Genomic DNA, 24680 nt, shown 5'->3' on the forward strand with positions numbered 1-24680 from the left:
CACCCGCCGCAGAGCCTTGCAGGAGCCCCATGGAGCAATTTCGCAATATCGGTATCATCGGCCGCCTTGGCAGCTCGCAGGTGCTCGACACCATTCGCCGACTGAAAAAATTCCTCCTCGAGCGCCACCTGCACGTGATCCTCGAGGACACCATCGCCGAAGTGCTGCCCGGCCACGGCCTGCAAACCTCCACGCGCAAGTTGCTGGGCGAGGTCTGCGACCTGGTCATCGTGGTCGGTGGCGATGGCAGCCTGCTCGGCGCCGCCCGCGCCCTGGCCCGGCACAATGTGCCGGTGCTGGGCATCAACCGCGGCAACCTGGGCTTCCTCACCGATATCCGCCCGGACGAGCTGGAACAGAAGGTTGCCGAAGTGCTCGACGGCCATTACCTGGTGGAAAACCGCTTCCTGCTGCAGGCCGAGGTGCGCCGCCATCACGAGGCCATTGGCCAGGGCGATGCGCTCAACGACGTGGTCCTGCACCCGGGCAAGTCGACGCGGATGATCGAGTTCGAGATCTACATCGACGGCCAGTTCGTCTGCAGCCAGAAGGCCGACGGCCTGATCGTCGCCACCCCGACCGGCTCCACCGCCTACGCCCTGTCGGCCGGTGGACCGATCATGCACCCCAAGCTCGATGCCATCGTCATCGTGCCGATGTACCCGCACACCCTGTCGGGGCGGCCGATCGTGGTCGACGGCAACAGTGAGCTGAAGATCGTGGTGTCCAAGGAGTTGCAGATTTACCCGCAAGTGTCCTGCGACGGCCAGAACCACTTCACCTGCGCGCCGGGCGACACCATCACGGTCAGCAAGAAGCCGCAGAAGCTGCGCCTGATCCACCCGCTCGACCACAATTACTATGAGGTGTGCCGCACCAAACTCGGCTGGGGCAGCCGCCTGGGAGGCAGGGACGACTGATGCTCGATCCGGCGCGCAGTTTCGACATCATCGGCGACGTGCACGGCTGTGCACTGACCCTCGAACGCCTGCTCGACGCCCTCGGCTACAAACGTGTCGGCGGGGTCTGGCGTCACCCGTGGCGTCAGGCGCTGTTCCTGGGCGACATCGTCGACCGTGGCCCGCGCATCCGCGAGGCGCTGCACATCGTCCATGACATGGTCGAGGCCGGCCAGGCGTTCTGCATCATGGGCAACCACGAGTATAACGCGCTTGGCTGGGTCACCCCGGCACTGCCCGGCAGCGGCAAGTCGTTCGTGCGCGAACACACCCCGCGCCACGCCCGGCTGATCGACGAAACCCTGACCCAGTTCGCCCATCATCCGGGCGACTGGCACGACTTCGTGCAGTGGTTCTATGAACTGCCGCTGTTCGTCGATGCCGGGCGCTTCCGCCTGGTGCACGCCTGCTGGGACCCACGGCTGATCGAACCGCTGCGTCAGCAGTACCCGGGCGGGCGTATCGACGAGCACTTCATCCAGGCATCGGCGGTGCCCGGCAGCTTTGCCGCCACCGTGTGCAACCGCCTGCTGCGCGGTACCGACATGCGCCTGCCGGACGGCCTGACCCTGACCGGCGGCGATGGCCTGACCCGCGCCTTCTTCCGCACCAAGTTCTGGGAAGAAGACCCGCAGACCTACGGCGACATCGTCTTCCAGCCTGATGCGCTGCCCGAAGACGTAGCCCGCACGCCACTGAGCCACAGCGAAAAAAATGCCCTGCTGCGCTACGCCGAGGACGAACCCCTGCTGTTCGTTGGCCACTACTGGCGCAGCGGCCGCCCGGCACCGATCCGTGCCAACCTGGCGTGCCTGGACTACAGCGCGGTGCTGTATGGCAAGCTGGCGGCCTACCGGCTGGATGATGAAACCCGCATCGACCCGCACAAGTTCGTCTGGGTCGACGTCGAACGCCCCCAGGCCAACCAATGAAAATCATCGAAGTGATGCGCCTGCCGCTGTCGGTCGACCTCAGCGGCTTCGTCAACCTGCTGCAGCGCCTGCAGGTACCGCACCGGGTCAGCGAGGAGGGTGAGGAGCAGGTGCTCTGGGCCCCCGACACCCTGGTCGCCGACGTGCGCGAGCTCTACCAGCGCTTCCCCGACGGTAACGCCGAGGTAGGCGCGGATTTATCCGCGATGGCCACCCCACAGCCCTCCCTGGCCGACCAGGCCAAAGCCTGCAAGGTCACCGCCAGCGTCCTCGTCCTCTGCCTGATCGTCGCCGGTCTCACCGGCCTGGGCGACAACCTCAACGCCATTAGCTGGTTCACCTTCCTCGAATTCCGCGTCCAGGGCGAGTACCTGCATTTCACCCCATTGGCCCAGGGCCTCACCGAAGGCCAGTGGTGGCGCCTGGTCTCGCCCATGCTGCTGCATTTCGGCGTGCTGCACCTGGCCATGAACGGCCTGTGGTATTGGGAACTGGGCAAGCGTATCGAGCTGCGCCAGGGCCCCTGGCTGCTGCTCGGCCTGACCCTACTGTTCAGCCTGGTGTCCAACCTGGCCCAGCACTACACCAGTGGGCCGAGCCTGTTCGGCGGCCTGTCCGGCGTGCTCTACGGTCTGCTCGGCCACGTCTGGCTGTACCAGTGGCTGGCGCCCAACCCCTATTTCAACCTGCCCAAGGGCGTGCTGGTGATGATGCTCATCTGGCTGGTGATCTGCCTGACCGGCGTGGTCGGCCAGCTTGGCTTCGGCCAGATCGCCAATGCCGCCCACGTCGGCGGGCTGCTCATCGGATGCCTGACCGGGCTCTTGGGCGGGGCGCTGGCCCGGCGTAAACTGTCGGCTTGAATCAGGAGACACTATGTCCACTTTCGCGCAAATGATCGAAAACATCACCCCGGAAATCTACCAGAGCCTGAAGCTGGCCGTGGAAATCGGCAAATGGTCGGACGGGCGCAAGCTCACCGCCGAGCAGAAAGAGCTGTCGCTGCAGGCGGTGATCGCCTGGGAGATGAAGAACCTGCCCGAAGAGCAGCGCACCGGCTACATGGGCCCGCAGGAGTGCGCGTCGAAGTCCGCCCCCATCGCCAACATTCTGTTCAAGTCGGACTCGGTACATTGATCGAACTCGCTCGTGGCTCTTTGAGCAAGATGGCGGTCAGCCTGCAGGCCCCCGTGGTGCAATACAGCTTCCGCCTGGATGACACCCAGGTGCCGGTCAACCCGCTGATCGGCCAGCGCCTGCGCCTGGAATACCTTGGCGCCATTCACTGCAGCCATTGCGGCAAGCGCACCAAGACCAGCTTCAGCCAGGGTTATTGCTACCCGTGCATGACCAAGCTGGCCCAGTGCGACGTGTGCATCATGGCCCCGGAAAAATGCCATTACGACGCCGGCACCTGCCGTGAGCCGTCGTGGGGCGAACAGTTCTGCATGACCGACCACGTGGTGTATCTGGCCAACTCGTCGGGTATCAAGGTCGGTATCACCCGTGCCACCCAGCTGCCCACCCGCTGGCTCGACCAGGGTGCCAGCCAGGCCCTGCCGATCATGCGCGTGGCTACCCGCCAGCAATCGGGCCTGGTCGAAGACATCCTGCGCAGCCAGGTGCCGGACCGCACCAACTGGCGCACGCTGCTCAAGGGCGACGCCGAGGTACTCGACCTGCCGGCCATCCGCGAACAGATCTTCGAGGCCTGCGCCGACGGCCTGCGTGAACTGCAGGGGCGCTTTGGTCTACAGGCGATCCAGCCTCTGTCCGACGCTGAAGTGGTAGAAATCCGCTATCCGGTCGAGGCCTACCCGAAGAAAATCGTCAGCTTCAACCTGGACAAGGACCCCGTGGCCGAAGGCACGCTGCTGGGCATCAAGGGCCAGTACCTGATCTTCGACACCGGCGTGATCAATATTCGCAAGTACACGGCCTACCAGTTGGCCGTGCTCCAGTAAAAAGGACCTGCACATGCGTACCGAACAACCGCAAGTGATCTACCTCAAGGATTACCAGGCGCCCGAGTACCTCATCGACGAGACGCACCTGACCTTCGAGCTGTTCGAGGACCACACTCTGGTCCACGCGCAACTGGTCATGCGCCGCAACCCGGCACGCGGTGCCGGCCTGCCGCCGCTGGAGCTGGACGGCCAGCAGCTGGAGCTGCTGCGCGCCGCGCTGGACGACCAGGAGCTGCAGCCGGGCGAGTACCAGCTTGACGCCGACAGCCTGATCGTACAGCCCAGGGCCGAACGCTTCACCCTCGACACCAGCGTGAAGATCCACCCGGAAAGCAACACCGCACTGGAAGGCCTGTACAAGTCCGGCAAGATGTTCTGCACCCAGTGCGAGGCCGAGGGCTTCCGCAAGATCACCTATTACCTCGACCGCCCGGACGTGATGAGCACCTTCACCACCACGGTGATCGCCGAGCAGCATCGCTATCCGGTGCTGCTCAGCAACGGCAACCCGATCGACAGCGGGCCGGCAGAAGATGGCCGCCACTGGGCGACCTGGGAAGACCCGTTCAAGAAACCGGCGTACCTGTTCGCGCTGGTGGCCGGTGACCTGTGGTGCGTCGAGGACAGTTTCGTCCGCCAGTCCGGCCGCGACGTGACCCTGCGCATCTACGTCGAACCCGAGAACATCGACAAGTGCGACCACGCCATGGTCAGCCTGAAGAAGTCCATGCGCTGGGACGAGGAGGTGTACGGTCGCGAATACGACCTGGACATCTTCATGATCGTTGCGGTCAATGATTTCAACATGGGCGCCATGGAAAACAAGGGCCTGAACATCTTCAACTCGAGCTGCGTACTGGCCCGCGCCGAAACCGCTACCGACGCCGCCCACCAGCGCGTCGAAGGTGTGGTCGCCCACGAGTACTTCCACAACTGGTCGGGCAACCGCGTGACCTGCCGCGACTGGTTCCAGCTGTCGCTCAAGGAAGGCTTCACGGTGTTCCGCGATGCCGAGTTCAGCGCTGACATGAACTCGCGCACGGTCAAGCGCATCGAGGACGTCGCCTACCTGCGCACCCACCAGTTCGCCGAAGATGCCGGCCCCATGGCCCACCCGGTGCGCCCGGACAGCTTCATCGAGATTTCCAACTTCTACACCCTGACCGTGTACGAGAAGGGGGCCGAAGTGGTGCGCATGGTTCGCACTCTGCTGGGCGCTGATGGCTTCCGCAAAGGTAGCGACCTGTACTTCGAGCGCCACGATGGCCAGGCGGTGACCACGGACGACTTCATCAAGGCCATGGAAGATGCCAACGGCGTCGACCTCACCCAGTTCAAGCGCTGGTACAGCCAGGCGGGTACCCCGCGCCTGGACGTCAGCGAAGCCTATGACGCGGCCGCGCAGACCTACAGCCTGACCTTCCGCCAGAGCTGCCCGCAGACCCCGGACAAGGCCCAGAAGCTGCCGTTCGTGATCCCGGTCGAACTGGGCCTGCTCGATGCAGAGGGCAACGACCTGCCGCTGCAACTGGCCGGCGAGGGCTCGGCTGCCGGCACCAGCCGCGTGCTGTCGGTGACCGAAGCCGAGCAGACCTTCACCTTCCAGGGCATCACGGCCAAGCCGCTGCCGTCGCTGCTGCGCGGCTTCAGCGCGCCGGTCAAGCTGAGCTTCCCGTACGACCGCGACCAGCTGATGTTCCTCATGCAGCACGACAGCGATGGCTTCAACCGCTGGGAGGCGGGCCAGCAGCTGTCGGTGCAGGTGCTGCAGGAACTGATTGGCCAGCATCAGCGCGGGGAGGCGTTGACGCTTGACCAGCGCCTGATCACCGCGCTCGGCACCGTGCTGGGCAACGCTTCGCTGGACCCTGCCATGGTCGCCGAAATGCTCTCGCTGCCAGGCGAGGCCTACCTGACCGAGATCAGCCAGGTGGCCGACGTCGATGCCATTCACGCCGCCCGCGAGTTCGCCCGCCAGCAGATCGCCGCGCAGCTGTTCGACGCCCTGTGGGCGCGCTACCAGGCCCACCGTGAAGTGTCGCGCAACACCCCTTATGTGGCCGCTGCCGAACACTTCGCTCGCCGCAGCCTGCAGAACATCGCCCTGTCGTACCTGATGTTGAGCGGCAAGCCGCAGGTACTGGAGGCGACCCTGGAGCAGTTCGAACACTGCGACAACATGACCGAGCGCCTCACCGCGCTGGCCGTGCTGGTGAACTCGCCGTTCGAGGCTGAGCGTGCCAAGGCGCTGGAAAGCTTTGCCGAGCACTTCAAGGACAACCCGCTGGTCATGGACCAATGGTTCAGCGTGCAGGCGGCCAGCACGCTGCCGGGCGGGCTGGCGCGGGTCAAGGCGCTGATGGAGCACCCGGCGTTCACCCTGAAGAACCCGAACAAGGTACGGGCGCTGATCGGTGCCTTTGCCGGGCAGAACCTGGTCAACTTCCATGCTGCCGATGGTTCGGGGTATCGCTTCCTGGCGGACCTGGTGATCGAGCTGAATGCCCTGAACCCGCAGATTGCCTCGCGTCAACTGGCACCGCTGACCCGCTGGCGCAAGTATGACGATGCGCGGCAGGTGCTGATGAAGGGCGAACTGGAGCGGATTCTCGCTTCTGGCGAGCTGTCCAGCGATGTGTATGAAGTGGTGAGCAAGAGCCTGGCGTAAGCCTGGTAGATCCTGGGGCCGCTTTGCGGCCCTTTCGCGACACAAGGCTGCTCCCACAGGAGACCGCATGATTTCAAATGGATGCGGTCTCCTGTGGGAGCGGCCTTGTGTCGCGAAAGGGCTGCACAGCAGCCCCCGTTTTTCCGGTTAACAAAACATAACGTCCCGCGCGTTGTAATCGTTCAACCTTCCCCGATACGATCCCCCCAAGCCTCTAACACAGGCTTTTCACAGCACAGACCCACCAACAAGAACACAACAGGGGATGGTCATGAAGCAGCGGGTGATGACGCAGGCCAGGCGTGGTGCCTGGCCGTTGGCGGCCGGCGCGATGCTGGCGCTGGCACTGGGGATGTGGGCCGACAGCGCGCAGGCCGCTGCGGCCGACGAATACTCGACCGAATCGGCCAAGGCCAGCCAGAGCCTGCTGATCGGCGCCGCCCATGCCGGCAAGCGCCTGGTGGTGGTCGGTGATCGCGGCCACATTCTGTTCTCCGACGACCAGGGCAATACCTGGACCCAGGCCCGGGTACCCACCCGGCAACTGCTCACCGCCGTGTTCTTCCTTGACGACAAGCGCGGTTGGGCGGTCGGCCACGATGCGCAGATCCTCGCCAGCAGCGACGGCGGCGCGACCTGGAGCAAGCAGTTCGAAGACCTGTCCCGTGAAGCACCGCTGTTGGACATCACTTTCCTCGACGCCCAGCATGGCTTCGCCGTGGGCGCCTACGGCGCGCTGCTGGAAACCACTGATGGCGGCCAGCATTGGCAGGACATCGCCGAACGCCTGGACAATCCTGATCAGCTGCACCTCAACGGCATTACCCGGGTGCGCGATGCCGGCCTGTTCATCGTCGGTGAGCAGGGCGGCATGTACCGCTCCAGCGACGCCGGCCAGACCTGGGCCAAGGTCCAGGGTCCCTACGAGGGGTCGCTGTTCGGGGTGATCGCGACCACCAAAGCCAATACATTGTTGGCCTATGGCCTGCGCGGCAACCTGTTCCGCTCCACCGACTTCGGTGACAGCTGGCAGCCGATCACGCTCAAGGCCGCCCGTGGTGAGCTCGAATTCGGCCTGGCAGGCGCTACGCTTGTCGAAGATGGCAGCCTGGTGCTGGTCGGCAATGGCGGCAGCGTGCTGCGCAGCACCGATGATGGCCAGACCTTCAGCGTCTACAACCGCAGCGACCGCATCGCCCTGGCCGGTGTCAGTGGCCTGGCCAATGGTGGTTTGCTGCTGGTGGGGCAGGGCGGTGTGCACCTGGCCAACGCCGAAGGTGCAGAACCGGCTGCCGGGGAGGTGCGTCCATGACCAGCAGGGAGAGCATTACCATGCACCCGCACCATCAGGACAAGGCCACGCTGCTTGAACGGCTGATCTTCAACAACCGCCCGGTGGTCATCGCCCTGTGCCTCCTGGTCAGCATCTTCCTGTTCTGGCAGGCCACGCAGATCCGCCCCTCGACCAGCTTCGAGAAGATGATCCCGCTGCAGCACCCGTTCATCGAACAGATGATGGAGCACCGCAACGACCTGGCCAACCTCGGCAACACCGTGCGCATTTCGGTCGAGGCGGTCAACGGCGACATCTTCGACAAGGACTACATGGAAACGCTGCGGCAGATCCATGACGAGGTGTTCTACATCCCCGGGGTCGACCGCGCCGGCCTCAAGTCGCTGTGGAGCCCGAGCGTGCGCTGGAGCGAGGTCACCGAGGAGGGCTTTTCCGGTGGTGAAGTCATCCCTAATACCTACAACGGCTCCCAGGACAGCCTCGACACCCTGCGCGACAACGTGCTCAAGTCTGGCCAGGTCGGGCGCCTGGTAGGCAACAACTTCAAGTCCAGCATCGTCGACGTGCCGCTGCTGGAGAGCTTCCCCGACCCGCAGGACCCTGGCAAGCAGGTCAAGCTCGATTACCAGCAGTTCTCGCACCAGCTGGAAGAGAAGATCCGCGACAAGTTCCAGGCACAGAACCCCAACGTCAAGATCCACATCATCGGCTTCGCCAAGAAGGTCGGCGACCTGATCGACGGCCTGGTCATGGTGGCGATGTTCTTCGGCGTGGCTCTGGTGATCACCTGGGTCCTGTTGTACTGGTTTACCTGGTGCATCCGCAGCACCATCGCCGTGCTCATCACCACCCTGGTGGCAGTGGTCTGGCAACTGGGCCTGATGCATGCTGTGGGCTTCGGCCTTGACCCGTACTCGATGCTGGTACCGTTCCTGATCTTCGCCATCGGCATTTCCCATGGGGTACAGAAGATCAACGGCATCGCCTTGCAGTCCAGTGACGCCGACAATGCCTTGACCGCCGCCCGGCGCACCTTCCGTCAGCTGTTCCTGCCGGGAATGATCGCCATCCTCGCCGACGCCGTGGGCTTCATCACCTTGCTGATCATCGACATCGGCGTGATCCGCGAACTGGCCATCGGCGCGTCCATCGGTGTGGCGGTGATCGTGTTCACCAACCTGATTCTGCTGCCGGTGGCCATTTCCTACGTCGGCATCAGCAAAAAGGCCATCGAGCGCAGCAAGAAGGACGCGACCCGCGAGCACCCGTTCTGGCGCCTGCTGTCGAACTTTGCCAGCGCCAAGGTGGCCCCGGTGTCCATCACCCTGGCACTGATCGCCTTCGCCGGCGGCCTGTGGTACAGCCAGAACCTGAAGATCGGCGACCTTGACCAGGGCGCGCCGGAGCTGCGCCCGGATTCGCGCTACAACCAGGACAACAACTTCATCATCAGCAATTATTCGACCAGTTCCGACGTACTGGTGATCATGGTCAGGACACCGGCAGAGAGCTGCTCGATCCACTCGACCATGGCGCCGATCGACGAGCTGATGTGGACCATGCAGAACACCCCCGGCGTGCAGTCGGCGATCTCCCTGGTGACCGTGTCCAAGCAGGTGATCAAGGGCATGAACGAGGGCAGCTTGAAGTGGGAGACGCTGTCACGCAACCCGGACATCCTCAACAACTCCATCGCCCGCGCCGATGGCCTGTACAACGCCGACTGCTCGCTGGCGCCGGTGCTGGTGTTCCTCAACGACCATAAGGCCGAGACCCTGGAACGCGTGACCGCCGTCGCCAAGGCGTTCGCCGACAGCCACGACAAGGAGGGCCTGCAGTTTTTGCTGGCGGCAGGTAACGCCGGGATCGAGGCGGCCACCAACGAGGTGATCAAGTCGGCCGAGCTGACCATCCTGATCCTGGTCTACCTGTGCGTGGCGGTGATGTGCATGATCACCTTCCGCTCGTTCGCCGCGACCCTGTGCATTGTGTTGCCGCTGGTGTTGACCTCGGTGCTGGGCAACGCGCTGATGGCGTTCATGGGCATCGGCGTCAAGGTTGCCACCTTGCCGGTGGTGGCCTTGGGAGTGGGCATTGGTGTGGACTACGGCATCTACATCTATAGCCGCCTGGAAAGCTTCCTGCGTGCTGGCCTGCCGCTGCAGGAGGCTTACTACCAGACCCTGCGCTCGACCGGTAAAGCGGTGCTGTTCACCGGCTTGTGCCTGGCGATCGGCGTGTGCACCTGGATCTTCTCGGCCATCAAGTTCCAGGCCGACATGGGCTTGATGCTGACCTTCATGCTGCTGTGGAACATGTTCGGCGCGCTGTGGCTGCTGCCGGCGCTGGCGCGGTTCCTGATCAAGCCGGAGAAGATGGTGGGCAAGGAGGGCGGTTCGATCTTCGCCCATTGAGCCATCACCGAGGGCCGCATTGCGGCCCTCGGGTTATACTGCCGGCTCATTTCTGATCGGTATTCCCATGTCTCCCCTCGCCACTGCCCTGCAATCCTGCGACATGCTGCTGATCGACGGCTTGCATGCCTTCGACTTCACGTGCGACGAAACCGGCCTGACCATCGAATGCATGGATGGCCGCCAGCTGCGCCGGTGGTCCTTCACTCCCGAGCAGATCGCTGCCGCCGTCGGTGCCGATGATCAATGGCAACTCGCCGATGCTCAGGGCGAGCATCGTCTAGTCTGTATGAGTGCCTTTCGCGCCCCGGATGAAGACGACGATGAAGCGGATCTGGACCAGCCTGCTGAGCGCTAGCCTGATGAGCCTGACAATCACCTCCCACGCCGCCACGTTGCTGGTGGGCAGCTACACCGATGGCCAGAGCCAGGGCATCTACCGCTACGCCTTCGACAGCAAGACGGGGCAGATCGACCCGACGCCGCAACAGGTGGTCAAGAGCGTCAGCCCGTCGTGGCTGGTGCTGTCGGCCGACCAGCGCCAGTTGTTCGCGGTCAATGAAACCGTCAATGGCCATGTCAGCAGCTTCAGTGTCAGTGCCAAGGGCGAGATCAAGCCGCTGAACCAGGTGGCCAGCCGTGGCGACGAGCCGACCCACGCCAGCCTGAGCCGTGACCAGCGCTACCTGTTCGTCGCCAATTACGCTGTCGCCGCCGACCCGGGCGGCAGCCTGGCGGTGATTCCGGTGACCAGGGACGGCAAGCTCAAGGACGTGGTGCAGCAGTTGCGGCACAAGCCCAGCGGCGTCAACCCCGAGCGCCAGGCCGGCGCCCATGTGCATTCATTGGTGCTGTCACCGGATGGCCAGCATCTGTATGCCTGCGACCTGGGCGCCGACAAGGTGTTCATCTATCGCTACGACGGCGCCAGCGTCGATCACCCGTTGAGCCCGGCGATCCCCGCTGCGGTCGATTTGCCGCCTGGCAGCGGGCCGCGGCATCTGCTGTTTGATGCCAAGGGCCGGCATGCGTACCTGACGCTGGAAATGAGTGGTGAAGTGGTGATGTTCGAGGTCCGGGATGATGCCTTGCTGGAACGCCAGCGCTTGCCGCTGACCGAACAGCAGGATGCCGCCGCCAAGGCGTCCGGTGGGCTGCACCTGTCGGCGGACGGGCGCTTCCTGTATGTCAGCAATCGTGGCACGGTGAACGAGATCGTGGTGTTCAGCGTGGGCAAGGACGATGGCCAGCTGACCTTGCTGCAGCGCCGTTCGGTGGAAGGCGACCACCCGCGCGAGTTCGCCCTGGACCCGAGCGACAACTTCCTGCTGGTGGCCAACCAGAAGAGCAACCAGATCGTGGTCATGCGCCGCGACCCGCGCAGCGGCAAGCTTGGCGAGACGGTACAGACCTTGCCCCAGGATGCGCCTTCGGACCTCAAGTTCATCGACTGACTATCGATGGCGGTGATAACGCCTACCAGCGCAATGAATTTCTGCGGCTGACCTCAGCGGCGTAAGTTTGACCCAAGGCCCAAGCGGCTGAATGTCAAACCCCATCTGTCGAGGTCAGCCACCATGAACTTCAATCTCTTCCCTGTGATTGCCGCATCTGCCATCTCCGCTTCCGTCGTGCTGCCGGCCCATGCCCATGCCGATACCCGCAAGGCCACGTCCACCCACAGCTACACCGAGCAGTACCTGCGCCAGAGCGCCAATTTCCATGCGGCCTTGAGTGGCAAGCACAGCCACTGACCCCGGCTGACCCGGCCCCTGCAGGAGCGGGTTTACCCGCGCAAAAGCCACCACGGTGGATGGCACCGGTTTCGCCGGTGTTCGCGGGTAAACCCGCTCCTACAGGCGCCGTGACATGCCTGAAGAAGATGTTCAGCGAGCCATCACTGACTTGAACAGGTCTGAAGCCAGCCACCCCTCCAGCCAGCTCCGCAGCCGCGGATAAGCCGCCTCGGCGAACCACTGCGGTTCGACCCCGGCAAACTGGCGCATCAGGGGCAACAGGGCGGCATCGGCCAGGCTCGGGTGAGCGGCCAGCAGATATGGCCGGCCTTCGAGCAGTTGTTCCAGCTCCGCCAGCCAGGCTTCGGCCTGCTGGCGATAGTGCTCGCGGGAATACTCAGGGTAGCGCTCGGCGTACTTGTACAGGTTCACCTGCGCCTTGAACGTGCTGTCATTGCGGGCAATCAGCACCTCGGCATGCTGCGCGGCGGCCGGGTCGGCGTGCAGGCGCCAATCCTGTGGGTCGTGTTGCTCGAGCGCCCAGCGCATGATGTCGAGGCTCTCTTCCAGTACCGCGGCGCCGGTATCCAGTACCGGCACCGTGCCCTTGGGTGACAAGGCCAGCAGTGCTGCCGGCTTGTTCTTCATCGCCACCTCGACGATCTCCACTGCACAACCGGCATAGCGCAGCGCCAGGCGCGCACGCATGGCCCACGGGCAGCGGCGGAACGAATAGAGGATCACCCGCACACCTCCACGTCGCTCAGGCCATTGCCCTGGCGGCGTACCTGAATCTGCACCGGAATGCGCTCGTGCATGTCCTGCACGTGGGAGATCACCGCGACCTTGCGGCCCTGCGCCTGCAGGCCGTCGAGGGCGTCCATGGCCAGTTGCAGCGACTCAGGGTCAAGGCTGCCGAAACCTTCATCGATGAACAGCGACTCGATACGCAAGGTGCTCGAGGCCATCGATGCCAGGCCCAGGGCCAATGCCAGCGAGACCAGGAAGGTTTCACCGCCGGACAGCGAGTGCACCGAACGCAGTTCGTCGCCCATTTCGGTGTCCAGCACCAACAGGCCCAGGGCGCTGCCACCGCGCTTGAGGCGGTAGCGGCGCGCCAGCTGGCGCAGCTGGGCATTGGCATGGTGCAGCAGCAGGTCGAGGTTGTAGCCCTGGGCGATCTTGCGGAATACGTCGCCGGAGGCCGAGCCGATCAGCGCATTCAGCCGCGCCCAGCGCTGCCATTGCTGGTAGGCCTGCTCGATTTCCCCGGCCAGCGCCTGGCTCGCCTGCTGGCGACGCTGATCGTCGGCCTGCTGCGCGCGCAATTCGGCGCATTGCTGCTCATGGCCGGCCAGGCGCTCGCGCAGTTCGCCCAGCGCTTGCTCAAGGTCTTCGGCCGACGCTTCGACGGTCATCTGCGCGGCGTGTTGCTGCAGGCGCTGGTCGCGTTCCTGGAGCCGCACACGGCTCTGCTCGACGGCCTTCTCGGCAAGTTGCAGGCGCTGGCGCAGCTCGCCCAACTGGGCGTCGTCGATAGCCAGCAGGCGATCCAGCCCGGCGTCGTCCAGCTCTGGATGCTCGGCGCGCCACTGGGCGATGTCGCCCTGCAGCTGCTGGTACTCGCTTTCCAGCGCCTGCTGTTGCTGGGTATTGGCCTTGATTTCACTGGCCAGTTGCACGCCCTGGGTGCGCAGATCCTGCAGGTGCTGGGCGGTTTGCGCATCGATGGCACGGGCCTGCTCCAGCTGGCTGTCCATGTGCTGCTGCCAGGCTTCGGCGCTGGCCTGCTCACCGAGCAGCTCGGCCAGCGCGGCCTGGGCCTGCTGACGTTGGCTTTCGAGGGCGGCGAGCTGCTGCTGCACCTGTGCCAGGGTTTGCTCGCGGGCTTGCTGCTGATCGCGCAGCTTGTCCAGTTGCACCTGGCGTGCCTGCAGTTCTTCCTGCTCGTCCTTGCGCTGCTCCAGTTGCTGCAGCCGCTGGGCGATTTGCTGGTCGAGGGCCAGGAAAGCGTTGGCCGGATCATCACCGAGGGCTTTGAGCACATCACCCGGCAGCACGTTGGCCAGGCCGTCCAGGCCCTGCTTGAGCTGTTGTTCATCGCTGGCCAAGGCCTGGTGCTGCTGGTCGAGATGGCGCTGGGCCTGCTGTTGGGCCTCCTGCGCCGCCTGCAGTTGCTGGTTGAGGCGCGCGGCATCCTTTTGCAGGGCAAGCAGGGCACTCTGGCGCTTCTCGTCCTTGCCGATCTCTTCGTCCAGGCGCCGCAGCTGGCTGTCGAGCCAGGCGCTGCGGGCCTTGTCGTCCTGCGGGGCGAGGGCGGGCCAGAGGCTGTGCGCCTGCAGCTGGGCCACCAGCGGTTGCACCTGTTCGGCAAGTTGCTGCTGTTGCTGTTGATAGTCCTTGAGCTGAGCGTTGACCACGCCCAGCTGGGTGCGCAGGTCGACCAGCTTGCCGTTGAGGGTTTCGACCTGTTTCTGCGCGGTTGCTTCTTCAGCCTGGTCATGGCGACCGAGGCTTTGCAGCAGGGCCTCGGGTTGATGGAACGGGTGTTCGGCACTGCCACATACCGGGCAGGGTTCGCCGTCGCGTAACTGGGCGCGCAGCTCCTCGACGCTGTTAGTGCGCGCCAGGCGCTGGCGCTCCAGCAACTGCCGAGTGAGGTTGAGCGCTTTTTCGGCAGCTTCCAGCTCGGCCTTGGCCGCAGTGCCTTCGCCGATCAGTTGCTGGCGTTGCTGCATGGCCTGCTGCTGACGCTCACGCAGGGCATCGAGCTGCTGGCGCAGCTCCTGTTCACGGCCGTGCAGGCGCGACAGCTCTTCGACGGCGCGTTGCTGCCTGCGGTTGTCCTGCAGCATGTTGCCGAGCAGGTCGATCTGTTCGGCCAGGGCCTGTGGTTCGGCCTTGGCTTCGCGGAACAGCAGCTCGAAGTGCTCGCGCTGGGCCTGCAATTGAACATTGGCCTGGCTGGCCTGGGCCTGCAGGCCAGGCAGCTCGTCGCGGCCCTTGGCCAGGCGGCCACCGATCAGCATTACCTGCTTGAGTTGTGGCAGGTAGGCCTGCCAGGCACTGGCCAGGTCGGCCAAATGCTGGCTGTCGGCCAGGGCGCTGTCGATCTGGGCCAGTTGCTGCTGGCTGCGCTGCTGGTTTGCTTGCATTTGCTGCAGTTGCTGCTGGCCTTCGGCAAGCTGCTGTGTAGCCAGCTCCAAGGCGCTGCGCTGCCCCGCCAGTTCCTGGTCAAGACGTATCAGGTTGTCCTGGGCAGCGAAGGCCTGGCGCAGGCGCGGGGCATTTTCGCTGTGCAAGGCCTGGCGTTGTGCCAGGGCCTCGCGAGACGCCAGCGATGCGTGTTCCAGCTCTACGGTGCGCGTTTGCAATTCGGTTTGCTGGCGCTGTTGCTCGGCGATTTGTGCCGCGAGTGGTGCCAGTTGCGCGCCGAGCGTCTGCTGCCGGTGGAACTGGTGGCGCTGCGGCGCCAGGCGCTCCAGGCGTTGCAGGTCGAGGCGTTGCTCAGCCAGCTGTTGCCAGTCGTGTTCGGCTGCTTGAAGGGTGGCGCTGGCTTCGCCGTGCTGGGCCTGCAGCTGGCGTTGTTCATCGAGCCAGTTGCGTTGCTGCTCGAGTTGGCGCTCGCCGGCCTGGTCGGCCTTGAACTGCTGCAATGCCTGTTCCACACGCTGGTCGAGTTCGGCGCGGGCCTCTGCGGCCATCGGCAGGAGGTGGCTGGCACGCTCCTTGAGGGCGTTGTAGGTTTCTGCAGCGTCCCGCGCCTTGCTGAAGGCACGTTGGCCGAGGCGGGTATAGATGGCGGTGTTGGTGAGCTTTTCCAGCAGCTCGCTGCGTTCTTTGTCGTCGGCCTTGAGGAAGGCGCCGAACTCACTCTGTGCCAGCATCACCGCGCGGGTGAACTGCTCGAAATTCAGGCCCAGGCGGGCTTCGATCAGTTGCTTGTATTCGTTCTTGCCGCTGCCCAGCAGCTGTTCGCTGTCCAGGTCATACAGGCTCTGGCGGCTCAACTGCAGCTTGCCGTTGGCCTTGTCGCGGGCGCGGTTGGCTTCCCAGCGGGCGCGGTAGCGGTGGCCGTCGATGCCGACGAAGTCGACTTCGGCAAAGCCGCTGCCGGTGCCCCGGCGCAGCAGGTTGCGGGGGTCGGACGTGGGGATTTCGCCGTCGGCGTCCGGCACCTTGGCTTCGCGGCCGATGTCGCTCAGGCGCGGTACGGTACCGAACAAGGCCAGGCACAGAGCATCGAGCAGGGTGCTCTTGCCGGCGCCGGTAGGCCCGGTGATGGCGAACAGGCCGGCGCTGGCCAGCGGCTCGGCGGTGAAGTCGATATCGACCGGGCCGGCCAGGGATGCCAGGTTCTTCAGGCGGATGGCGAGAATCTTCATGGCTGTTCCTCTTCCAGCTGGACGTCCTGCAGCAGCAGGGCGAAATCTGCCAGGGCCTGCTCGTCGACGGGGTTGCCGTAGGCCTGTTCCCAGGCGCGGCTGAACAGGTCCTGCGGGGTCATCTGCGCCAACTCGACGAATTGCAGGTCGTCGTCTTCGCTGTTGGTGCGGCCGGCGTATTCGGCGCTGATGCGGATCAACCGTACGGCCTTGCCCTCAAGCGCAGCTTCGATCTGCTGGCGCAGGTCGGGTTGCGGCTCGTCGAGAACCACCCGCACCTCCAGCCAGGGCTGACGGTTGGGGTCTTCGAGCAGGTCGATCACCGGCAGCTCGGCCAGTTGTTCGAGGAGTTCGCCGAGCGGCGCCGGGCCGACCCGCTGCAGGGCCACCGCACGCGGTACCGGGCGCGGCTCGACGCTGACCAGCTCGCTGCCTTCGAGTTCGACTTCCAGCACCTGGTGCGAGTAGTTGATTTCGGCGAACGACAGCGGGATCGGCGAGCCGCTGTAGCGGATGCGGTTTTCGCGGTTGACCTTCTGCGGCTTGTGCAGGTGGCCGAGCGCCACGTAGCTGATCGACTTGTCGAACAGCTTGGCCGGCAAGGCCTCGGCGTTGCCGATGATCAGGCTGCGCTCGGAGTCCTCCGACACCGCGCCACCGGCCATGTGCGCATGGCTGATGGCGATCAGTGCCTGGTCTTTCTTGCGCTTTTTCTGCGCCGCGCCAATCAGCTGCTGGTGCACCTGGGTGATGCCTTGCAGGTAGTCATCGCCCAGCTGCGGGCCGGTCACTTCGGCCGGGCGCAGGAAGGGCAGGGCCAGGCACCAGGCGGCGACCTTGCCACGGCCGTTGGTCAGCGGGATCAACAGGCGCTCGGCATCCAGCTGGCCCTCGTCGAGCCAGTGCACCCGGCCCAGCGCGTGGGTGCGCAGGCGGCGCATGAGTGCCGCAGGCAATTCGATACGCGAGCCGGAGTCGTGGTTGCCGGCGATCATCACGATGTCCAGCTTCGGCTGCTGCTCGTGGGCCTGGACGATGAAGTCGTAGAGCCGCTCCTGGGCTTTGACCGGCGGGTTGACCGTGTCGAAGATGTCGCCAGCGATCAGCAGCGCGTCCGGCTGGCGCAGGCGCAGCTGGCCGAGCAGCCAGTCGAGGAAGCAGGCGTGTTCGAAGTCGCGTTCCTGGCCGTGCAGGCTTTGGCCCAGATGCCAGTCGGAGGTGTGAAACAGACGCATGGATGACCTGTTGGTGTCGAGTCAGCAAGCCGGGGCTTGGCTTGGGAGTGGGCGTTGCGCAAGGGCGGTATGGTAACCCAAGATGGGTTTGAATCACGATTGCGTCAGGGCTGCCAGATGCTTGGCGGGAGAAATTCAGCGCCTGTGAGATCGAGCGCCGCGCGGGCGGCGCTCGATCTCAAGGGCGCTGAAGATCCCAAGGCATGCACCTCTGAGCCACACCCCTCACTTCGGATAAAGCGGCGGCAAGCTCCCACTCTCCCCAGCAGGCAACAACACCTGCTCCGCCGGCGGTATGGTCCCGATCGCCCGCCACAAATCCTCCCCCTGCCAATACTGCCCACTCTCGCTATAAAGCGCCCCGTTCAACCCATCCAGCGCATCCGACAACGGCACGAACCGCGCCGCCATCTCGGCCAGGGTCTCCGGCTGCTGCCTCGCCCAGGCATCGAGCGCCTGGCGCGTAGCCTGTGGGTCGTTGGCCTGGCAGGCGCGCTTGAGATCGTCCAGCAAGGTACGCGGGCTCGGCCCGTTCTGCGCCGCACGCAGCACCGCCGGTTGCGAGCGGGCACGCCACCACAGGGCGAAACCCAGCACGGTGGTCAGGGCGAACAGCAGGGTGGCGAGCTGCCAGGGCCAGAGCAGCTGATTCGCACCGCCAAGGTCGCCAACCGGGGTGTCGGCGCTCAGCGCCGGGTTGTCCTGCACATCCAGCGTGCGCGCCGGCAGGCTGCTGTGTTCCAGGTGGTCTTCGCGGGTGTTCCACCAGGTGACTTCCACGGCCGGCAGGGCCAGCTTGCCGCTGTGGGTCGGCACCAGCGCTTCACGCTCTTCGCGGTTGGCAGTCATGCCGCGTTCGTTGATCTCGTTGCGCAGCACCGGCTGGTCCGGGTAGCGGCGCAGGCCGACGATCTCGGTGGCGGGCAGTTGTGGCAGCTGGGTGCTCGACAGGCCTTCGGCGCGCAGGGTGATGCTGCGCGTCAATGAGTCACCAATCTGAGGCTGCTGGCTCGCCGGGTCCGGGTTCCAGTGTTCTTCCAGGCTCAGGTCTCGCGCCGGCAGCCAGGGCACGTTGGCCGGCCAGGCAGCGGGGATGGGGCGGACCGCCAGGCGCAGCGGCAGCGAACTGACCTGCACCTGGCGGCCGACCCGGGCGGTGCCAGCGGGTTGCTGGCTGTTGTCGGCGGCGGTGGCAGTGAAGGTCAGCGGCGGGATGTCCAGGTCGCCGCTCTGCTGCGGGTACACCGCGTAGCGGGTTTCGATCACCCCGTGGCGCACGCCGTTGATTTCCTTCTCGTAAGTGCGCGACTCACCCAGCGGCTCGACCTTGGCATTCTCCAGCTGCAGTGGGCTCAGGCTGCTGTCGTCGTACAGCGACACCGAGTGGTAGATGCGCAGGGTCAGCACGGCCTGTGCCTGGACGTACACCTCGTTGCTGTCCAGGGTGGCTTCGACGAAGACTTGCGAGGCGACTTCCGGGCGGCTGCTGTCGGCCTGCAGCACTTGCAGGTCGATGGCCTGGCTGCGCGACTGGCCCAGTTGCAGCTCGGGAATACGCAGGCTGCCGCTGCGCCGGGGCAGCAGGGTGATGATCCAGCGGGTGCTGGCGCGGGTTTCGCCGTCGAGGGTGTGCAAGCTGTTCAACTGGCGCGTGCCGCGCACTTCGAAGTCGCCTTCCAGGGCACGCAAATCGGGCTTGCCGAACTGGGTCACGTCCTGGCTTTCGAGGGTCAGCTCGAGGGTTTCGCCGGCCTCCAGGCGCGTGCGGTCGACGCTGGCCTGCAGTGTCGGGAGGGCCTGGGCCATGACGGCCCACAACAGGCCGAGAACAAAGACGCCGAAGCGACTCATCGTGTGTTTTCCTGATGCAATTGCTGTTCATACCAGAATTTGCGCCGCAACAGCTCCGCCGGGTTGTCGGGGATCTCGCGCAGCCATTGTTCCAGAGCCTGACGCTGTTCGGCATCGAGGCTGGTCGATACCGGGCGCTGCGGCGGTTGGGTGATGCTGTCGTCATCGCCGCTCTGGTTGCCAGGCGCCGCCTGGCTGTTGTTGTCGCCTTCCCCGGGTTGTTCGGCGCTGGCCTGTTCCTCCCCGCTCGGCGTCCCTTGGCCAGGGCTGCTGGCCGAGCTGCTGTTGCCTTCGGTTTCGCTGCCCGGAGTGCCTTGGGCGTCGCTCTCGGCCGGTTGTTCCTCGGCCTGGGCCTCGCGTTGCTGCAGCAACTGTTGCACCAGCGCCTGGTTGGCCAGGGCCGGCTGCAGGTCGGGCTGGCGCTCCAGGGCCTGTTCGTAGGCATCCAGGGCGGCTTCCAGCTCGCCGCTACGGGCCAGGGCATTGCCTCGATTGTAGTGGGCTGCGGCGCTGTCGCCCTGGGCGAAGGCTTCGGCGGCAGCGGCATAGTCGCCGGCCTGGTACAGCGCCATGCCGCGCCATTGCGGGTCCTGGAAATGCCGGGCCGCGTCTGCCGGGCGCTGCTTGTCCAGTAGCATCTGGCCCTGTTGATCGGGGCGCAGCCACAGGTCGTTGAACTCGAAGGCCTGGCTCGGTTGTGGCAGGGCCAGCAGCAGCGGCAGGCAGAACAGCCAGCCGCGGCGCCCGGCACAGGCGGCCAGCAACAACAATGGCAGCAACAGCCAGTAGCCCTGGTCGGCCCAGCTGTCCAGCTGCAGGGTCTGGCCGGCATCGTGCAGGCGGCGCGGGTTGTCGAACAGGCCAAGGCCGCGCAGGTCGAGGTCGTCGATGCGGGCATGGCGGTAGCGCCCGCCGGTGCCGCTGATGAAGGCCTTGAGGCTGGCACTGTCGAGCCGTGGCAGGAGGATGCCCCCCTGGTCATCCTTGAGGTATTCGCCATTGGCCTGGCGCACCGGCGCGCCGTCGCCGGTGCCGATGCCAAGCATCAACAGGCTCGGGCCCTGGCGGCCGAGGGCCTGGCTGATGCCCTGGCGCTCCGCTGCGCTCAGCGCCGAGCCGACCAGCAGCAGACGGCCCTGGCCGAGGCCACTCTGGGCCAGCAGGGCCAGGCCTTTTTGCACGGCCAGGTCGGCGCGTTGGCCCGGTTTGGGCATGATCGATGGGTCGATGGCTTCCAGCAGGTTGCGCGTGGTGCCGAGGTCATCCGACAGCGGCACCAGCGTGTGCGCACTGCCAGCGTAGACGATCAGCGCGGTCTGGCTGTCGTTACGGTGTTCGAGCAAGTCGAGGATCTTGCGCCGCGCCTGCTCCAGGCGGTTGGGCGGAACATCCTCGGCCAGCATCTGCGGGGTCAGCTCGAGCAGGATCACCAGCGGGTCGGCGGGGCGCTGGCGGGTTTCTTCCAGGCGCTGCCAGCTCGGCCCGAGCAGGGCCAGCATCACCAGCAACCAGGCCAGGCCCAGGGCCACCCAGGGCAACTTGCTGTTGCTGCCGCTGCCTCCGCCGAGCAGCACCGGGTGGAACGCTGGCGGCAGGATCATCTGCCAGCGCCCGGCACGTTTGCGCCGGTGCCAGAGCTTGAACAGCAGCCAGCCGAGCAGGGGCACGACCAGCAGCCAGAGCGGGCGCAACCATTGTGGCCAGAGATCGATCATCGCCGTTTCCTCAGGCGCAGGCGTTTCAGGCGCTGGCGCCATTCCGGATGGGGCTGCAGGAAGCGGGGTTTGCGCAGCACCTTGTGCAGCAGGTTGTCGGGCCATTGCACGGCCACTACCAGCAACACGCTGAGCAGCAGGGCCAAGGCCAGCGGCCAGGCATACAGGGCTTTGGCCGTACGCGCCTGGGTTGGCTGCTGGGCCACCGGTTCAAGCTGGTCGAGGGTGTCGCCGATGGCGTTCAGCTCAGCGCCGTCATGGGCGCGGAAATAGGCGCCGTGGGTGATTTCGGCAATTTCCCTGAGTGAGGCTTCGTCGAGGTCCAGGCTCGGGTTCAGGCCGAGCAGGCCGGGCGTACCGCTGGCCTCGGGGTTGGCACCGATGCCAATGGTGTAGATGCGCACGCCTTCCTGGGCAGCCAGGCGGGCGGCCGTCAGCGGGTGGATCTGCCCGCCGTTGTTGGCGCCATCGGTGACCAGCACCAATACCCGGCTTTGCGCCGGGCGCTGGCGCAGGCGCTTGACCGCCAGCCCGATGGCGTCGCCGATGGCGGTGTTCTTGCCGGCGATGCCGATCTGCGCCTCGTCGAGGAAGGTGCGCACGGTGCGCCGGTCGAAGGTCAGCGGGGCTTGCAGGTAGGCCTGGCTGCCAAACAGGATCAAACCGACACGGTCGCCTTCGCGGTCCTGCAGGAAGTCGCCGAGCAGTGCCTTGACCAGGTCGAGGCGGCTGATGTCTTCGTCTTTCCATTGCATGTCGGGGAAGTCCATCGAGCCCGAGACATCCACCGCCACCAGCAGGTCGCGGCCACTGGAGGCCACCGGCACCGGCTCGCCAAGCCATTGCGGGCGCGCGGCGGCCAGCAGCAGCAACAGCCAGATCACCACATACGGCGCCTGTTGGCGCAGGGTCGGCAGGTTCAGCCGTGCACGGCGCCCGGCCAGGCCCTCCAGTTCGTCGAGGAAACCGACCTTGAGCACCGGCTCGCCGCTGTCGGCGGCGGGCAGCAGCAGGCGCGCCAGCCACGGTAGCGGCAGCAGCACGAAGATCCACGGCCAGGCCAGTTCAAACATGTTTGCGAATCCAGGTTTCGACCGCCTGGCTGAGCCCGACGATCGCCTTGTCGTCGAGCTTGCACTCGGGCTTGTAGGCGCCTTCGACCAGCACCATCCAGCGGGTCAGGCCGGCGGCCGGGCAGCGGTTGTCGAGAAAGGCCAGCCATTGGCGGCCGTTCAAGGTATGGCTGTTGGCGCCGGGGTAGTGGTTGCGGCACAGACGCTTGAGCAGGGCGTTGATCTGCTGCAGCCAGGCGCCGGCCGGCGCGCCGTCGTAGGGGCGCGGCAGGCGGGCGAGTTCGGCCAGTGCTTCCAGGCGCACCGGGTCGAGCGGCAGCTCGGCGCGTACCACCGGGCGCTTGCCCGGGCGCCAGCGGCGCAACCGCCACAGGCCCCAGACCAGCAGCGGCAACAGCGCAAGCAACAGCCACCAGCCCGGTGCCGGCGGCCACAGGCCGATCGCTGGCGGTGCGATCAGCGGTTGCAGCTGGTCCAACGGGTTCACTGGCCACTCCCAGGGCGCTGGGCGTTCAGGTATTCGCGCAGTTGTTCGATCATCTCGCTCTGGGTGCTCAGCGGCATCAGCAGCACGCGCAGCTTCTGTGCCATCAGCTCCCAGCGTTCGATGCGCGCTTCGGCCTGGTGACGGTAAGCCTGGCGCAGGTTGGCGTCGAGGGTGTCGAGCTCCAGCTGCGCGCCGCGTTGGGCGAAGCGCAGCAGGCCGGCGGCGGGCAGGGCGTGGTCGAGCGGGTCGGACACCGGCATCAGCAGCAGGTCGCAATGGCGCGAGAGCATGGCCAGGTGTTGCTCGGCCTGGGCGCTGAGCGAGCGTTCGTCGCAGATGACAATGGCCAGGCTGCCAGGGCGCAGCACCTCACGGGCGCGGCGCAGGGCCAGGCCGAGGCTGTCAGCCTGGGGCGCGGCTTCGGTGTGCAGGGCCTGGTTGACCTTGGCCAGGCGGTTGAGCAGCTGCAGCAGGCTCTGCTTGCTGCGCCGGGGTTTGATCTCGTGGTGCTCGTTATCGCCGAACACCAGCCCGCCGATACGGTCGTTGTGGCCCAGCGCGGCCCAGCCGAACAGCGCGGCAGCTTCGGCTGCGAGCACCGATTTGAACATCAGCCCCGAGCCGAAGAACAGGCGCTGGCTTTGTTCGACGAGGATGAAGATCGGCCGTTCGCGTTCTTCGTGGAACAGTTTGGTGTGCGGCTCCTGGGTGCGTGCGGTGACGCGCCAGTCGATGTTGCGTACATCGTCACCGGCCTGGTAGACGCGCACCTGGTCGAAGTCCACGCCCCGCCCGCGCAGCTTGGAATGGTGCAGGCCGACCAGCGGGCTGCGCTGGCCAGGGCGGGAAAACAACTGGATTTCGCGCACGCGGTGGCGCATGTCGATCAGTTCGGCGAGGCCGATGCGGATGCCGGGTTCGGCCTGCAGCGCGGTGGGCATGGGTCAGGCGACGGCCACGACGTCGAGAATGCGCTGGACCACGCGGTCCTGGTCGATCCCCGCGGCTTCGGCTTCGAACGACAGGATGATGCGGTGGCGCAGCACATCGAACAGCACCGCCTGGATGTCCTCGGGGCTGACGAAGTCGCGCCCGGCCAGCCATGCATGGGCACGGGCGCAGCGGTCAAGCGCAATCGAGCCGCGCGGGCTGGCACCGTAGGCGATCCAGTCGGCCAACTCGGCATCGAACTTGGCCGGGGTGCGGGTAGCCATCACCAGCTGCACCAGGTACTCCTCCACGGCGTCGGCCATGTACAGGCCGAGGATTTCCTTGCGCGCGGCAAAGATTGCCTGCTGGCTGACCCGGCGCTCGGGCTTCACTTCGCCGCCCAGTGCTTCGCCACGGGCCTGGGCGAGAATGCGGCGCTCTACGGCGGCATCGGGGAAACCGATCTTCACGTGCATCAGGAAGCGGTCGAGCTGGGCTTCGGGCAGCGGGTAGGTGCCTTCCTGCTCGATCGGGTTCTGCGTGGCCATCACCAGGAACAGCGGCGACAGGTCGTAGGTGCTGCGGCCCACGCTGACCTGGCGCTCGGCCATGGCTTCGAGCAGCGCCGACTGCACCTTGGCCGGGGCACGGTTGATTTCATCGGCCAGCACCAGGTTGTGGAAGATCGGCCCCTGCTGGAACACGAAGCTGCCGGTTTCCGGGCGATAGATTTCAGTGCCGGTGATGTCGGCGGGGAGCAGGTCGGGGGTGAACTGGATACGATGGAACTGCGCCTCGATGCCTTCGGCCAGCTCTTTGATGGCCTTGGTCTTGGCCAGCCCCGGGGCCCCTTCGACCAGCATGTGGCCGTCGGCCAACAGCACGATCAACAGCCGCTCGACCAGCTTCTCCTGGCCTAGGATCTGGGAGGAAAGAAAGGTGCGTAGCGCGATCAGCGCTTCACGGTGTTCCATCGGCGGCGGTTCCTGGGTTTGCGCCAGGTCGCGGACGACCTGGCAGGGGCTGATACTTTA

At 65.6% G+C, this 24680-nt stretch carries 20 protein-coding genes; 11 read left to right on the plus strand and 9 right to left on the minus strand.

The features are described 5' to 3' along the window. The first annotated feature begins 29 nt into the window (after positions 1–29). From HU738_RS01880 to HU738_RS01930, 11 genes are all read left to right on the plus strand, one after another. Positions 30–920, plus strand: a complete 891-nt coding sequence (locus tag HU738_RS01880) for an NAD(+) kinase (protein WP_054885764.1) — start codon at positions 30–32, stop codon at positions 918–920. Further along, a complete protein-coding gene (locus tag HU738_RS01885; RefSeq protein WP_054885765.1) occupies positions 920–1891 on the plus strand; it encodes a metallophosphoesterase in 972 nt (323 codons plus the stop codon). Before HU738_RS01880 ends, HU738_RS01885 begins: the two co-directional genes overlap by 1 nt. After that, positions 1888–2754, plus strand: coding sequence for a rhomboid family intramembrane serine protease (locus HU738_RS01890; RefSeq protein ID WP_186603788.1), 867 nt, complete (start codon positions 1888–1890; stop codon positions 2752–2754). Before HU738_RS01885 ends, HU738_RS01890 begins: the two co-directional genes overlap by 4 nt. A gap of 13 nt (positions 2755–2767) precedes the next feature. Then, positions 2768–3028 carry a YeaC family protein gene (locus HU738_RS01895; RefSeq protein ID WP_054885767.1) on the plus strand — a complete coding sequence of 87 codons (261 nt, stop codon included), beginning with the start codon at positions 2768–2770 and terminating at the stop codon, positions 3026–3028. Continuing rightward, positions 3025–3855: a DUF2797 domain-containing protein gene (locus tag HU738_RS01900; protein WP_176510175.1), complete on the plus strand. Its 831-nt coding sequence runs from the start codon at positions 3025–3027 to the stop codon at positions 3853–3855. Before HU738_RS01895 ends, HU738_RS01900 begins: the two co-directional genes overlap by 4 nt. Before the next feature lie 13 nt (positions 3856–3868). After that, on the plus strand, positions 3869–6526 hold the full coding sequence (pepN, locus tag HU738_RS01905) for an aminopeptidase N (RefSeq protein ID WP_186603787.1): 2658 nt from the start codon (positions 3869–3871) through the stop codon (positions 6524–6526). A 286-nt stretch (positions 6527–6812) separates the two neighbouring features. Further along, a complete protein-coding gene (locus tag HU738_RS01910; protein WP_437182016.1) occupies positions 6813–7838 on the plus strand; it encodes a WD40/YVTN/BNR-like repeat-containing protein in 1026 nt (341 codons plus the stop codon). A 20-nt stretch (positions 7839–7858) separates the two neighbouring features. Further along, a complete protein-coding gene (locus HU738_RS01915; RefSeq protein ID WP_186603803.1) occupies positions 7859–10234 on the plus strand; it encodes an efflux RND transporter permease subunit in 2376 nt (791 codons plus the stop codon). Between the two features lie 67 nt (positions 10235–10301). After that, on the plus strand, positions 10302–10592 hold the full coding sequence (locus HU738_RS01920) for a DUF5629 family protein (protein WP_176510172.1): 291 nt from the start codon (positions 10302–10304) through the stop codon (positions 10590–10592). Continuing rightward, positions 10558–11688, plus strand: a complete 1131-nt coding sequence (locus HU738_RS01925) for a lactonase family protein (RefSeq protein ID WP_186603785.1) — start codon at positions 10558–10560, stop codon at positions 11686–11688. Before HU738_RS01920 ends, HU738_RS01925 begins: the two co-directional genes overlap by 35 nt. Positions 11689–11811: 123 nt before the next feature. After that, positions 11812–11988 (plus strand): hypothetical protein, encoded by a 177-nt coding sequence (locus HU738_RS01930; protein WP_176510170.1) that lies wholly within the window; start codon positions 11812–11814, stop codon positions 11986–11988. A 132-nt stretch (positions 11989–12120) separates the two neighbouring features. Here the strand turns inward: HU738_RS01930 and HU738_RS01935 are convergent, their stop codons facing one another. From HU738_RS01935 to HU738_RS01975, 9 genes are all read right to left on the minus strand, one after another. Next, the gene (locus tag HU738_RS01935) at positions 12121–12714 is read right to left on the minus strand and encodes a glutathione S-transferase (protein WP_186603784.1); all 594 of its coding nucleotides are present in this window, start codon (positions 12712–12714) and stop codon (positions 12121–12123) included. After that, positions 12711–16355, minus strand: a complete 3645-nt coding sequence (locus HU738_RS01940; protein WP_186603783.1) for an AAA family ATPase — start codon at positions 16353–16355, stop codon at positions 12711–12713. Before HU738_RS01940 ends, HU738_RS01935 begins: the two co-directional genes overlap by 4 nt. Further along, entirely contained in the window at positions 16352–17590 is a 1239-nt protein-coding gene (locus HU738_RS01945) for an exonuclease SbcCD subunit D C-terminal domain-containing protein (protein WP_176510167.1), read from the minus strand. The genes HU738_RS01940 and HU738_RS01945 overlap by 4 nt, the downstream gene beginning before the upstream one ends. Positions 17591–17815: 225 nt before the next feature. After that, the gene (locus tag HU738_RS01950) at positions 17816–19441 is read right to left on the minus strand and encodes a BatD family protein (protein ID WP_186603782.1); all 1626 of its coding nucleotides are present in this window, start codon (positions 19439–19441) and stop codon (positions 17816–17818) included. Continuing rightward, a complete protein-coding gene (locus HU738_RS01955) occupies positions 19438–21156 on the minus strand; it encodes a vWA domain-containing protein (RefSeq protein ID WP_186603781.1) in 1719 nt (572 codons plus the stop codon). The genes HU738_RS01950 and HU738_RS01955 overlap by 4 nt, the downstream gene beginning before the upstream one ends. Beyond that, complete coding sequence (locus HU738_RS01960; RefSeq protein WP_176510164.1) at positions 21153–22229, minus strand: vWA domain-containing protein; 1077 nt, start codon at positions 22227–22229, stop codon at positions 21153–21155. Before HU738_RS01960 ends, HU738_RS01955 begins: the two co-directional genes overlap by 4 nt. Continuing rightward, complete coding sequence (locus HU738_RS01965; RefSeq protein ID WP_027919336.1) at positions 22222–22716, minus strand: DUF4381 domain-containing protein; 495 nt, start codon at positions 22714–22716, stop codon at positions 22222–22224. The genes HU738_RS01960 and HU738_RS01965 overlap by 8 nt, the downstream gene beginning before the upstream one ends. Then, entirely contained in the window at positions 22713–23657 is a 945-nt protein-coding gene (locus HU738_RS01970; RefSeq protein WP_054885779.1) for a DUF58 domain-containing protein, read from the minus strand. The genes HU738_RS01965 and HU738_RS01970 overlap by 4 nt, the downstream gene beginning before the upstream one ends. A gap of 3 nt (positions 23658–23660) precedes the next feature. Next, positions 23661–24620 carry an AAA family ATPase gene (locus HU738_RS01975; protein WP_027919334.1) on the minus strand — a complete coding sequence of 320 codons (960 nt, stop codon included), beginning with the start codon at positions 24618–24620 and terminating at the stop codon, positions 23661–23663. Between the last annotated feature and the right edge of the window lie 60 nt (positions 24621–24680).

It is taken from the genome of Pseudomonas vlassakiae, from assembly GCF_014269035.2.
Lineage (GTDB): Bacteria > Pseudomonadota > Gammaproteobacteria > Pseudomonadales > Pseudomonadaceae > Aquipseudomonas > Aquipseudomonas vlassakiae.